This window comes from Plantactinospora endophytica (genome assembly GCF_016862915.1).
In the GTDB taxonomy this organism is placed as follows: Bacteria; Actinomycetota; Actinomycetes; order Mycobacteriales; family Micromonosporaceae; genus Plantactinospora; species Plantactinospora endophytica.
The window spans coordinates 122,536-135,643 of the sequence record NZ_BONW01000019.1 but is presented as its reverse complement, the minus strand read 5'-3'; the positions used below and the strand labels follow the sequence as shown (position 1 = coordinate 135,643).

Sequence of the window (13,108 nt, the reverse complement as noted above, 5' to 3'; positions counted from 1 at the left end):
TAGCGCGTCCGCTGTTCGCGGAAGCCCTCGCCGGTCAACCGACCGGTGGGGGCTTCCGGCGTTTCGGCAGGTCACCGGTCCGGCGTACGGGCCGGAAGCGGGCCGGGAAAATTGTGCACGGCCGGTGTCCTCCCGGGCGTCCGCTCTTCGACGTGTTGGTGGACAGGCACCACGCCAGGACTGCGAAGGAGTTCGACGATGCGTTTCATGCTGCTGCTCAAGGGCGACCCGTCCCTGGACACGCCGCCGGCCCCGGACGCGCCGAAGCCCGAGGACGTGATGGCCGCGATGCACCGGTACGGCGAGGAGCTGACCAGGGCCGGCGTGCTGCTCGCCGCCGAGGGGCTGTACCCGAGCGCGACCGGTGCCCGGGTCGTCTACGCCAAGGGCCGGCGCACGGTGCTCGACGGCCCGTTCGCCGAGGCGAAGGAGTTGGTCGCCGGCTTCTACCTGATCCAGGTGGGCTCCCGGGAGGAGGCGATCGAGTGGGCGAAACGCTGCCCGGTGGAGTACGCCGTCACCGGTGACCAGGAGGCGGTGGTCGAGGTACGGGAGGTCGCCGACCTGGGCTGACCTGCGGGCGTACCCGATCGGGCGGGCGGGGCGGCGGTGGGCCGGGCGGGCCGGCGGACCTGGTGCCGCCGGCCCGCCCGGCCCGGTCGTGGTCGAGCCGGCGGCCGGTTCGGGTGTTAGATGGGTAGCTGTGCCGGCCACCGAGACGCAGCGTGCCGTGGAAGCCGTCTGGCGGATCGAGTCCGCGCGGCTGGTCGCCGGGCTCGGCCGGCTGGTCCGGGACGTCGGCCTGGCCGAGGAACTTGCCCAGGACGCGCTGGTCGCCGCGCTGGAGCAGTGGCCGTCGACCGGGGTGCCGGACAACCCCGGCGCCTGGCTGACGACCGTCGCGAAGCGCCGGCTGGTCGACCTGGTGCGCCGCCGCGAACGGTACGACCGCAAGCTGGCCCAGCTCGGCCGCGACCTGGAGACCGAGGCCGCCGACGGCACCGCCGCCATCGACGCCGCCGCCGAGGACCACATCGAGGACGACGTCCTCCGGCTGATCTTCGTGGCCTGCCATCCGGTGCTGTCGACCGAGGCGCGGGTCGCGCTGACCCTCCGGTTGGTCGGCGGGCTCTCCACCGGCGAGATCGCCCGGGGCTTCCTGGTCCCCGAGCCGACCGTGGCGAAGCGGATCGTCCGGGCGAAGCGGACCCTCAGTGACGCGAAGGTCCCGTTCGAGGTGCCCGAGGGCGCCGAGCGCGAGGCCCGGCTCGACTCGGTACTCGAAGTCATCTACCTGATCTTCAACGAGGGCTACTCGGCCACCGAGGGCGACGACTGGTTACGACCGGAGCTGTGCACCGAGGCGCTCCGGCTCGGCCGGGTACTGGCCGGGCTGACCCCGGACGAGCCCGAGGTGCACGGACTGGTCGCGCTGATGGAGATCCAGGAGTCCCGGTCGGCCGCCCGCACCGGCCCGGACGGCACCCCGATCCGCCTGCTCGACCAGGACCGGAGCCGCTGGAACCAGCTCTTCGTCCGGCGTGGCCTGGCCGCCCTGGACCGGGCCTGGTCCACCGACCGCCCACCCGGCCCGTACGCGGTGCAGGCCGCCATCGCCGCCTGCCACGTCCGGGCGCGTACCCCGGAGCAGACCGACTGGGTCGGGATGGCCGCCCTCTACGAACGGCTGGCGGCGCTCACCGGATCCCCGGTGGTGGAGCTGAACCGGGCCGTCGCGCTCGGCATGGCGTACGGGCCGGCGGCCGGGCTGGCCCTGGTCGACGCGCTGCGCGACGAACCGGCGCTCGCCGGGTACCACCTGCTGCCGAGTGTCCGGGGCGACCTGCTGGAGAAACTCGGCCGACAAGCCGAGGCAGCGGCCGAGTTCGTCCGGGCCGCCTCGCTGACCCGCAACTCGCGCGAACAGACCCTGCTGCGCGAACGGGCCGCCGCCTGCGCGGAGCAGCTCGGAGAGCCGGCAGGTGACCCGGCTCGGTGACCGGATCGTTCCGGAGTCGGGCATGATGGTGTCTGCCGCCGTGGAGCCGGACCGGACAGGATCGGAAGCATGTCATCGCGCGCACTCGTCGTCATCGACGTACAGGAGTCGTTCCGTCAGCGGCCGATCTGGGCGGCCACCTCGAACCCGGACCTCGTCGACCGGGTGCGACGGCTGACCGAAGCGTTCCGGGCCGGCGGCCACCTGGTGGTCTGGGTACTGCACACCGAGCCCGGCACCGGCACGGTCTTCGACCCGGCGCTCGGCTTCGTCCGGCTGATCGACGGGCTGGAGCCGGCAGCGGGCGAGCCGGTGCTGCACAAGACCTCGCACAACGCCTTCACCACCACCAACCTCCAGCAACTGCTGACCGAGGCGGGCGTACGGGAGCTGGCGGTCTGCGGGATCCGTACCGAGCAGTGCGTGGAGACCACCGCCCGGCTCGGCGCCGATCTCGGTTACCGGGTGACGTTCGTGACCGACGCGACGGCCACCAACCCGATCGAGCATCCCGACGCCCCGCCCGGCCGGCCACTGCACGAGATCCTCGCCGACCCACGCACGCTCGGCGTCGACGAGATCGTCACGCGCACCGAGTACGCCCTGGCCGGCCGGTTCGCCACCATCCGTACGGTCGCCGAACTGACCGCCGAGCTGACCGAGCTGACCGGCGGTTCCGCAGAACTGACCGGCGGCCGTGGCCCGGTGCTCCAGGGGCCGGTCGCCGGGTGACCGACGTCGTCTTCCTGCTCGCCGCCCGGCTGCACCTGCTCGACCTGGCCGGGCCGGCGCAGGCGTTCTCCACCGCCGCCGACCTCGGCGGTGGCTACACGCTGCACTACGTCGGCGAGCGGGAAGAGGTCGACACCACCCAGGGCGTACCGCTGCGGGCCCGGACCGACTGGCCCGAGCTGGGCCGGGACGACCTGATCGTGGTACCCGGCTGGCGCCCCGCCGACCAGCGGTCCGGGTACGCCGGCTTCACCGCCGCGACCCTGGATCGGCTGGCCGCGCACCACCGCCGGGGCGGCACGGTGGCCAGCGTCTGTGCCGGCGCGTTCGCGCTGGCCGGGGCCGGACTGTTGGACGGCCGCCGGTGCACCACCCACCACGACCTCGCCGACGAGCTGGCCCGGCGCAATCCCCGGGCCGTCGTGGTCCGGGACGTGCTCTACGTGCTGGACGACCGGGTGGTCACCTCGGCCGGCATCGCCAGCGGAATCGACCTGGCCCTGCACCTGCTGGCCGGGCGGCACGGGCCCGGGTTCGCCGCCCGGGTGGCCCGGGAGATGGTGGTCTACGCCCGGCGCAACGGCGACGAGCAGCAGGCCAGCGTGATGCTGCGGCACCGGGGCCACATCAGCGACGTGGTGCACCGGGTGCAGGACGTCATCGACGCCCGGTTCGGCGAGCGGCTGGCGCTGGCCGACCTGGCCGCCACCGCCGGGGTCAGCGAACGGACCCTGACCCGGGTCTTCGTCCGGACGGTCGGCGTGACGCCGCTGCGCTACCAGCAACTGCTCCGGGTCGAACGCGCCGAACACCTGATCGGGCACGGCGCCACCGTCGAGGCCGCCGCCCGGGCCGTCGGCTTCACCGACGCCCGGATGCTGCGCCGGCTCCGACACCGGGCCGCCGACCCGACCACAGTGCAGGATTAGCGGTTTCCCGGCCACCCCGCCCGCCGGTACGTTGCCTGGGGCCGGTGACCGACGGCTCGCCGGTGCGGCACGCGCACGACGACGGACGAGGCGAGGAGTACTGATGCGGTACGTACGGCTGGGCGGCTCGGGACTGGAAGTGTCGAGCATCGTCCTCGGATGCATGAGCTTCGGCGACCCGCAGCGCGGCACCCACGCCTGGTCGGTCGGCCTCGACGAGGCACGGCCGTTCATCCGGCAGGCGGTCGAGGCCGGCATCACCACCTTCGACACGGCCAACGTCTACTCCCTCGGCACCAGCGAGGAGATCACCGGCCGGCTGCTCGGCGAGTTCGCCCGGCGTGACGAGGTGGTCATCGCCACCAAGGTGCACGGCCGGATGGGTCCGGGACCGAAGGGCGGCGGGCTGTCCCGGGCGGCGATCCTCACCCAGGCCGACGAGAGCCTGCGCCGGCTCGGCACCGACTACATCGACCTCTACCAGATCCACCGGTACGACCCGGACGTGCCGATCGAGGAGACCATGGAGGCCCTGCACGACCTGGTACGCGCCGGCAAGGTCCGGTACATCGGCGCCTCCTCGATGTGGACCTGGCAGTTCGTGCAGGCGCAGTACACCGCCGATCTGAACGGCTGGACGCGGTTCGTGTCCATGCAGGACCAGTACAACCTGATCATGCGGGAGGAGGAGCGGGAGATGCTCCCGTTCTGCCTCGACCAGGGCGTCGGGGTACTCCCCTGGAGCCCGCTGGCCCGGGGCCGGCTGACCCGGGACTGGGACGTCAGCACCGCCCGCAGCGAAACCGACATGTTCGGCGGCACCCTCTACAAGCAGGCAGAGGAGGCCGACCGGCGGGTCGTCGGCGCGGTCGCCGAGGTGGCCGGCGAACTCGGCGTTCCCCGGGCCCAGGTCGCGCTCGCCTGGCTGCTGCACCAACCGGCGGTGACCGCCCCGATCGTCGGGGCGACGAAGCCGGAGCACATCACCGACGCCGTCGCCGCCGTCGAGCTGACGCTCGGCGAGGACGAGCTGCGCCGGCTCGGCGAGCACTACGTACCGCACGCCTCGGAAGGCTTCTGACCGTTCCGCCGACGGCCGGCCGGCGGTCGCACCGCCGCCGACCGGGCCGTCCGGCGCGGGTACGGTGATCGAATGCTGTCTCCGGGAGTCGTGCTCAACGACCGCTACCTGCTCGGCGACCGCGTTGCGACCGGCGGTATGGGAGACGTCTGGTCCGGCACCGACACCCTGCTGAAGCGCCGGGTCGCGGTGAAGGTGCTGCTCCCGGCCCTGGTCTCGGACACCGAGTTCATCACCCGGTTCCGCACCGAGGCCCGGCTGATGGCCGCACTCCGGCACCCCGGCATCGTCGGCGTCTACGACTACGGCGAGGACGCGGTGGTCGACGGCCGCCGGGTGGACTACCTGGTGATGGAGTTCATCGACGGCATGTCGCTGTCGAAGCGGATCAAGGCGGCCGGTCGGCTCGACGTCGCCGAGACCCTCTCCGTACTTGCCCAGGCCGCACAGGCGCTGCACGTCGCGCACCGGGCCAGCATCGTGCACCGGGACGTCAAGCCGAGCAACCTGCTGGTCCAACCGGACGGTTCCGTCGTACTCGTCGACTTCGGGGTGGCCCGGTCGACCAACATGACCAGCATCACCGGTACCAACATCGTGCTCGGCTCCGCGCACTACATGGCCCCGGAACAGATCGCCGGCCGGCCCGTGTCGGCGGCGACCGACGTCTACGCGCTGGGCGCGGTCGCGTACGCCTGCCTGACCGGTCGGCCGCCGTTCACCGGGGGCAATCCGCTGCACATCGTGACCCGGCATCTTGAGGAGGCGCCGCCCGCACTGCCGGCGGACGTACCGGTTCCGGTGGCGATGCTGGTCGGTCGGGCGCTGGCCAAGGAGCCGGCCGACCGGTACCCGAGCGCGGCGGCGTTCGCCGACGCCGTCCGGGCCACCGCCGACGCCATCTCGTCGACCACGACCGTGCCACTCCCCACCGGCCCGCTGCCGTCGACCCTTCCGCTGCCGTCGGGCGGTGCGCTGCCGTCAACCGGTCCGGCGCCCCAGTGGTCGAGCGGTCCGCTGCCGCAGCAGTCGACCGTCCCGCTGCCACCGCAGTCGACGCTGCCCGGCCTCGGCGGTCCGCAGCCGCCGGCCGCCGGCCGCGCCGGACGTCGTACCGCCGTGCTCGCCGGGGTGGCGGCCACCGTCGTCGTCGCGGTCGTCGGCCTCGTCGCGCTGCTGGCCCTCCGCTCCGGACCGGATGAGACGACGGCGGACCCGTCGAACCGGGTCCGGGTCGGAACGTCTGCCAGCGCGGAACCCGGGGAGGACGCCGAGGCGACCGAGCCGGCCGCCCAGGCGAGCGCGACCGCCGGCCCGAACCGGTCGGCGAGCCCGGGCAGCGCGCCGGGCCGCTCGACACAGACGCAGCCGACCGTGCCCGGCGGTGGCGAGTCGAGCCCCGATCCCACCACGCCGCCGCCCGCAGGGCCTGCCGAAAAGAATCCGCACACGCCGGGCAAGGTCTGCGGCAGCGGGTACTCGGTGATCGACTCGGCCACCCTGACCAGCCCGAACGGCACCCAACTGGCCCGGGTGTACCTGCTCTACAACGCCGGCAACGGCAACAACTGCACGGTCGCCCTCAAGACCAGTTCGGTCGGAAAGGCGAGTCAGGTCTCGGCGTACCTGGAGGTGCAGGGCGGCAGCCGGCACACCGACAGCGGCTCGTTCGAGTACTACGCCGGACCGGTACGCGCCCGCGCGGCCGGCGTCTGCGTCAGGTGGGGCGGCTCGGCCGGCGGAGTCAGCTACAACAGCTCTTTCGAACACTGCGACTAACCCGGTTCCACCGTCGAAACCGTACGCTCCGCTCCGACCTCCGGAGTGAACGCGACCGGGCCGGGCCGATCTCCACGTCGGGCCGTACCGATGCCCGGTGGCCGAAACCGCAGGCGCGGGACCTCGCGCCGCGCGGGTGACCCCGGGTGGCTGGACCCACCGGAGAGACGAGGAGCCGACGATGAAGTACCTGCTGCTGATCCACAGCAACCCGGAGAATTGGGGACATCCGACGTTCCTGCGCACGGCCGCCGCCCGGGCGATGTCGTCCGAGCAGCGGGCCGAGCTGTCCCGGCAGTTCGAGACGCTGATGGCGGAGATCGTGGAGTCCGGCGAACTGGTGGGCGGCGAGGCGCTGCCGGATCCGGCGCAGACCCGGACGGTCCGGGTACGCGACGGCGTACCGGCGGTCACCGACGGTCCCTTCGTCGAGTCCAAGGAGCAGTTCGCCGGCTACTTCCTCGTCGACTGCGAGAGCCTCGAACGGGCGACGGAGATCGCGGCACGGTTCCCCGACGCCGGGCTCGGCGGCGCCGTGGAGGTACGCGCGCTCATGCAGCACTCCGGCCAGGAGATGTGAACACCGGACGCCGGCACGGGCCACCGGCGGTGCGGAAGAGACGCCGCCGTGCACCCTGAGCACCGCGTCGAGGACCTGCTGCGCCGGTCGGCGCCACGGGTCCTCGCCGCGCTCGTCCGGCACTACGGCAACTTCGAGGCCGCCGAGGACGCCGTACAGGAGGCGCTGCTGGCCGCCGCGACGCAGTGGCCCCGCGACGGGACACCGGACAGCCCGCTGGGCTGGCTGATCCGGGTCGCCTCCCGGCGGATCACCGACGAACTGCGCAGCGAGGCGGCCCGGCGACGCCGGGAGGCGGCCGTCGCGACCCGGGCCGTACCCGACGAACTGCTCGCGCCCGCCGCCGACGCCGAGGACCTGCGGGGCTCGGACGACACGCTGACCCTGCTGGTGCTCTGCTGCCATCCGAGCCTCAGTCCGCCGTCCCAGATCGCACTGACGCTGCGGGCGGTCGGCGGGCTGACCACCGCCGAGATCGCCCGGGCGTTCCTGGTGCCCGAGGCGACCATGGCGCAGCGGATCAGCCGCGCCAAGCAGCGGATCAGGGCGGCCGGTGGCCGGTTCCACCCGCCTCCGGAGGACGAGCGGGCGGAGCGGTTCCGGGCCGTGCTGCACGTGCTCTATCTGATTTTCAACGAGGGTTACACCGCCACGGCCGGTCCGGACGTACACCGCGCCGACCTGGCCGCCGAGGGGATCCGGCTGACCCGGACCGTCGCCCGGACACTGCCCGACGACGGCGAGGTCGCCGGGCTGCTCGCGTTGATGCTGCTCACCGACGCCCGCCGCCCGGCCCGTACCCGCCCGGACGGCGGCCTGATCCCGCTGGCCGAGCAGGACCGGAGCAGGTGGCACCGGGCATACCTGGACGAAGGGATCGCGCTGATCACCCGTACGCTGGCCCGCGCTCCGATCGGGCCGTACCAGGTACAGGCCGCGATCGCCGCCGTACACGCGGAGGCGGACCGGGCCGAGCAGACCGACTGGCGGCAGATCCTCGGGCTCTACCGACTCCTCGAACACCTGGCGCCGAATCCGATGGTGACGCTCAACCACGCCGTCGCCGCGGCGATGGCCGGAGGCCCGCAGGCCGGGCTGGCCCTGCTCGAACCGCTGGACGCCGACGAGCGGCTGTCCCGGCACCACCGCCTGCACGCGGTCCGGGCGCACCTGCTGGAGATGGCTGGCGACCACGACGGCGCCCGTACCCGCTATCTGACCGCCGCCCGGCTGACCACCAGCCTGCCCGAACAGCGGTACCTACAGGAGCGGGCGGCCCGGCTGATCCCGGACGGCGAGTAGTTCCCGGCCAGAGCAGCCGGTGGTGGAATCTCGTGACGGCACGTCGAGCCGGGGCGGACGGCTCCGACCTCTGCGAGACCGTACCCCCGAGGAAGGAAGTCCCGGATGGCCCCGGAACAGATCTTCGAGTGGACGCACGCGGAGCGGCTCGGCCTCGCCGACTTCCTCGACGGACTCGACCCGCACGAGTGGCAGGCGACCTCGCTCTGTCCCGCCTGGACGGTGCACGAGGTGGTGGCGCACCTGACGCTCGCCACCCGTACCGGGGTCCGCGACCTCCTCGTCGGGGTGGTCCGCTCGGGTGGCAGCTTCGATCGGATGGAGGCCAGGATGGCGCGGGACCGGGCCGCCCGGTTCGGGCCGGCCGAACTGGTCGCCCAGCTCAGGGGAAGTGCCGACTCCCGGCGGCGGTCCCCCGGTTCCGGCCCGCTGGATCCGCTCGTCGACGCGCTGGTACACGGCCAGGACATCGCCCGGCCGCTCGGCCGGGTACGCGAGATGCCGCCGGAGCCCGCCCTCGCCGCACTGGAGTACGCCCGACACAGCTCCTTCTACGGTGCCCGCAAGCGTTTCCGGGGCACCCGTCTGGTCGCCACCGACCTGGACTGGGCGGCCGGTGACGGCCCCGACGAGGTACGCGGCCCGGTCGCCGACCTGCTCATGCTGGCCACCGGCCGAGCCGCCGGCCTCGCCACGCTCTCCGGTCGAGGTGCCGAACGCATCGCCGCAACGATGTAGGCCGCGATGTAGATCGTCGTCTCTCCGCCCTGCCTGCCCGCCCGCCAAACGCTCCGCCCGACGGGCCATCGGGCCAGCAGGGCGGCGGGGCGGCGGGGCGGCGGGGCGGCGGGGCGGCGGGGCGGCGGCGAACGGTTCCTGTCCTCGGGGTCACCCTGGCAGGGGCGCTAACGAACGATCCCTGCCCTCGGCGTCACGCCTGCCAAGGGCGCTGGCGAACGGTTCCTACCCTCGGGTCATGGCCGATACGGCGGGCGGTTCCACCCGTGGCTTCGTGATCCCACTCTTCGTCGTCGCCGCCCTGCTCTGTTGCGGCGTGCCGATCAGCGGTGCCTACCTGTATTTCAAGGACTCGGAGGACGAGTCCGGCATGCGCGCCGCCAGCCAGTCGTACCTGACCGCGGTAGTCGAGGACGACACCGGAACGGCGTACGACCTGCTCTGCGAGTCCGACCGCCGCGACCGGTCGCGGTCTGCGTGGAAGCCCGTCAGCGACGGCAGCACGCCGAACGGGTTCCGGATCACCGCCATCAGCATCACCCGACCCGCCGAGGCACCCACCCAACGCTCGGTCACCGCCGAGATCACCTACCCGGACCATCGGCGTACCGAGGTGACCCTGCACCTCAAGAAGCAGGACGGCGCCTGGAAGGTCTGCGCCCCGCCGCTGCTCTGACTCCGGGTCGCCCGTCCGGCAGGGCCGGGCACCGTGGAAGAATCGGCTGGTGCAGGTCGGGATGCTCGGGTCGTTGGAGGTTCGTGCGGACGACGGCACCCTGGCCGACGTGCCGGGCGCCCGGTTGCGCGCACTGTTGATCGCCCTGGCACTCGAACCGGGCCGCGTCGTCTCGAAGGCGACGCTCGTCGACTGGATCTGGGGCGAGAATTCGCCCGCCGATGCCACGAATGCCCTGCAACGTCTGGCTTCCCGGCTGCGTAAGGCGCTGCCGGCAGGTGTGCTGGAGGGACAGATCGGCGGCTACCGGCTGACGGTGGACCCCGACGCCGTCGACGCCCTCCGGTTCGAACGCCTCGTCGGCCGGGCTCGGCAGGAGGAGGGCCCACCACGGGTCCGGCTGCTCCGCGAAGCCCTCGACCTGTGGCGCGGTACGGCCATGCAGGATGTCGGGTTGACGGACAGTGAGGCGTTCGACGCGGCGGTGACGCGGCTGGAGGGGCTGCGCCTGTCGGCGATGGAGGAGCGCTTCGAGGCGGAGGTCAGGCTCGGCCACGGTGCGGAGGTGGTCGGGGAGCTGACCGACGTGGTGGCCGCGCATCCGCTGCGGGAACCGCTGGTCGCCGCGCTGATCCGGGCCCTGGTGGCGGCCGGCCGCGACGCCGAGGCCCTGCTCAGCTACGAACGTACGAGAGAGGCGCTTGCCGAGACGCTGGGCGTCGACCCGTCGCCGGAGTTGTCGGCCCTACACGTCGCGTTGCTGCGCGGCGAACTGGGCCGGCGGGAGGAGAACCGGAAGACCAACGTACGTGCCGAGCTCACCAGTTTCGTCGGCCGGGACGCCGAGGTCGCCGCCGTCCGGGAACTCGTCGCGGAGCATCGCCTGACCACCTTGATCGGGCCGGGCGGTTCGGGCAAGACCAGGCTGGCCACGGAGACCGCCCGGACACTGGTCGGTGACCTGCCGGACGGGGTCTGGTTGGTGGAACTCGCCGCCGTCGGCGCCGAGGGTGACGTCGCCCAGGCGGCGCTCGCCGGTCTCGGGCTCCGGGACGCCCTGCTCGGGGCGGCTCCGAGCGCGGATCCGGTGGACGGGTTCATCGCCGCCGTCCGCGAGCGGGAGGCGCTGCTGATCCTGGACAACTGCGAGCATGTGATCGAGGCGGCGGCGAGGTTCGCCGACCGGGTACTCGGGGAGTGCCGACGGTTGCGGATCCTGGCGACGAGCCGGGAACCGCTCGGCATCACCGGCGAGGCGCTGTGGCTGGTCGAGCCGCTGGCCGTACCCACCGACGCCGGCCTGACCGACGCCGGACTTGCCGACATCGCGTCCGCGCCGGCCGTGCGCCTGCTGCGGGACCGGGCCGGCGCGGTGCGCAGGGACCTCGGCGTCGACGCGCACACCCTGTCGACCATGGTCCGGGTCTGCCGGGCGCTGGACGGGATGCCGCTGGCGATCGAACTGGCCGCCGCCAGGTTGCGCACCATGACGATCGACCAGCTCGCGAACCGGCTCGACGACCGGTTCCGCCTGCTGACCAGCGGAAGCCGTACCGCGCTGCCCCGGCACAGAACGCTGCGCGCGGTGGTCGACTGGAGCTGGGAGCTGCTCAGCGGTGCCGAGCGGACCGTCCTGCGCCGGCTGTCGGTCTTCGCTGGCGGGGCGAGCCTGGAGGCGGCCGAGCGGGTCTGCGCCGACGACGACATCCAGCAAGATGGCGAGGTCGGGCAGGCTCACGAAGTCCAGCAGGACCACGAAGTCCAAAAGGACGGCGACGTCCGGCAGGATGACGACGGCGTCGAGCAGGATCAGGTGCTGGAGCTGCTCACCTCGTTGGTGGAGAAGTCGCTGGTGGTCAGCGAGGGCGGGGCCGTGCCGCGCTATCGGATGATCAGCACGATCCGGGAGTACGCCGCAGACCGGCTCGCCGAGGCGGGGGAATCGGACCGGGCCCGACGGGCGCACCTGCGCTACTTCACCGAGCTGACCGAGAGCGCCGAGCCGCACCTGCGCCGCGCCGAGCAACTGACCTGGCTCGCCACGCTCGACGCCGAACACGACAACATCAGTGCCGCGATGCGGGGGGCGATCGCGGCCGCTGACGCGCAGGCGGCGATGCGGCTCGCGGGGACCGCCGCCTGGTACTGGTGGCTGGGCGGGCGCCGGGCCGAAGGCGTCGACCTGCTGATCGCGGCCACCGACGTCCCCGGCGAGGTGACCGACGACGTACGGGCGATGACGTACGGGATGGTGGTGCTCTTCGTCACCTCCGGGCGGGCCGACGAACACCTCGGCGCGGAATGGATCCGCAAGGCGTACCGGTTCGGTCAGCAGAGTCGGCACCGCAACCCGGTGCTGCGCCTGGTCGACCCGCTCGAACGGATGCTGCGGGAGCCGGGCGCCGCAGTGTCCGCGTTCGAGTCGTTGCTGGACAGCGAAGATCCCTGGGTACATGCCCTGGCCAGGTTCCAGGTGGGCAAGATGCGGATCATGCTCGGCCAGGGCGGTCCGGAGGCGGAGGCCGACCTGGAGGGCTCGCTCGCCGAGTTCCGGACGCTCGGCGAGCGATTCGGCATCTCCATCGCCCTGTCCGAGTTGGCGGGCCAACTCGCCCTGCGCGGTGACTTCGCCGCCGCGTGCGACTACTACGAGCAGGCGGTCACGGTGGTCACCGAGGTCGGTGCCGTCGAGGACGTCATCCGACTACGGACCCAACAGGCCCTGCTGTACCGGATGAACGGCGACGACGACGCCAGCGCTGCCGCCCTCGCCGACGCCGAACGGTACGCCGAAGGGGTCACCTGGCCGCACGCGCTCGTCGAGCTGGCGCTCGCCAAGGCGGAACTCGCGCGTCGGGTCGGTGACGCCTCGGCGGCACGGCACCAACTCGGCATCGCGACCGCTCTGCTGGGCGACGACGCGGAGCAGGCACACATGCGCGCGGGCATCCACGACGTGCTCGGCTATCTGGCCGACGATCTGCGTGAGGCGCGGTCCCACCGGGTGGCGGCCTGGCAGGCGGCGTCCGAGGCGGGACACGCTCCCATGATCGCCCAGATCCTCGTCGGGTTCGCCGACCTCGCACTCCGGCAGGACCGGTACGAGCAGGCGGCCCGGCTGCTCGCGGCCAGCGTCGGCGTACGCGGACTGCCGGATCGCACCCACCCGGAAGCGGTACGGATCGAGCGGGAAACGCGGCGTCACCTCGGCGAAACACGGTTCGCCGAGGTGACGCTGGAGGGTACGCCGGCAAGCGCGGCAACGCTGGTCGAGGTCACGCTCGCCCTCTGA

10 protein-coding genes and 1 pseudogene are annotated in these 13,108 nt (G+C 72.8%); all 11 read left to right on the top strand.

Annotated features, from left to right (window positions below; genetic code table 11):
• Positions 1 to 198: 198 nt before the first annotated feature.
• A complete protein-coding gene (locus Pen02_RS19985; RefSeq protein ID WP_203867606.1) occupies positions 199 to 573 on the top strand; it encodes a YciI family protein in 375 nt (124 codons plus the stop codon).
• 157 nt (positions 574 to 730) lie between these two features.
• Complete coding sequence (locus Pen02_RS19980; RefSeq protein WP_239140991.1) at positions 731 to 1,999, top strand: RNA polymerase sigma factor; 1,269 nt, start codon at positions 731 to 733, stop codon at positions 1,997 to 1,999.
• Between the two features lie 69 nt (positions 2,000 to 2,068).
• On the top strand, positions 2,069 to 2,731 hold the full coding sequence (locus tag Pen02_RS19975) for a cysteine hydrolase family protein (protein WP_203867605.1): 663 nt from the start codon (positions 2,069 to 2,071) through the stop codon (positions 2,729 to 2,731).
• The gene (locus Pen02_RS19970; RefSeq protein WP_203867604.1) at positions 2,728 to 3,660 is read left to right on the top strand and encodes a GlxA family transcriptional regulator; all 933 of its coding nucleotides are present in this window, start codon (positions 2,728 to 2,730) and stop codon (positions 3,658 to 3,660) included. The genes Pen02_RS19975 and Pen02_RS19970 overlap by 4 nt, the downstream gene beginning before the upstream one ends.
• A 103-nt stretch (positions 3,661 to 3,763) precedes the next feature.
• Positions 3,764 to 4,741 carry an aldo/keto reductase gene (locus Pen02_RS19965; RefSeq protein WP_203867603.1) on the top strand — a complete coding sequence of 326 codons (978 nt, stop codon included), beginning with the start codon at positions 3,764 to 3,766 and terminating at the stop codon, positions 4,739 to 4,741.
• Positions 4,742 to 4,813: 72 nt separating this feature from the next.
• Positions 4,814 to 5,677: pseudogene (locus tag Pen02_RS43015) on the top strand (serine/threonine-protein kinase); the annotation flags it as partial.
• A 1,024-nt stretch (positions 5,678 to 6,701) separates the two neighbouring features.
• On the top strand, positions 6,702 to 7,100 hold the full coding sequence (locus tag Pen02_RS19955) for a YciI family protein (protein WP_203867601.1): 399 nt from the start codon (positions 6,702 to 6,704) through the stop codon (positions 7,098 to 7,100).
• Positions 7,101 to 7,148: 48 nt separating this feature from the next.
• Positions 7,149 to 8,402 (top strand): RNA polymerase sigma factor, encoded by a 1,254-nt coding sequence (locus tag Pen02_RS19950; protein WP_203867600.1) that lies wholly within the window; start codon positions 7,149 to 7,151, stop codon positions 8,400 to 8,402.
• A gap of 105 nt (positions 8,403 to 8,507) precedes the next feature.
• Positions 8,508 to 9,140 carry a maleylpyruvate isomerase family mycothiol-dependent enzyme gene (locus Pen02_RS19945; protein ID WP_203867599.1) on the top strand — a complete coding sequence of 211 codons (633 nt, stop codon included), beginning with the start codon at positions 8,508 to 8,510 and terminating at the stop codon, positions 9,138 to 9,140.
• A gap of 238 nt (positions 9,141 to 9,378) precedes the next feature.
• Entirely contained in the window at positions 9,379 to 9,816 is a 438-nt protein-coding gene (locus Pen02_RS19940) for an Rv0361 family membrane protein (protein WP_203867598.1), read from the top strand.
• Between the two features lie 49 nt (positions 9,817 to 9,865).
• On the top strand, positions 9,866 to 13,108 hold the full coding sequence (locus tag Pen02_RS19935) for an AfsR/SARP family transcriptional regulator (RefSeq protein WP_203867597.1): 3,243 nt from the start codon (positions 9,866 to 9,868) through the stop codon (positions 13,106 to 13,108).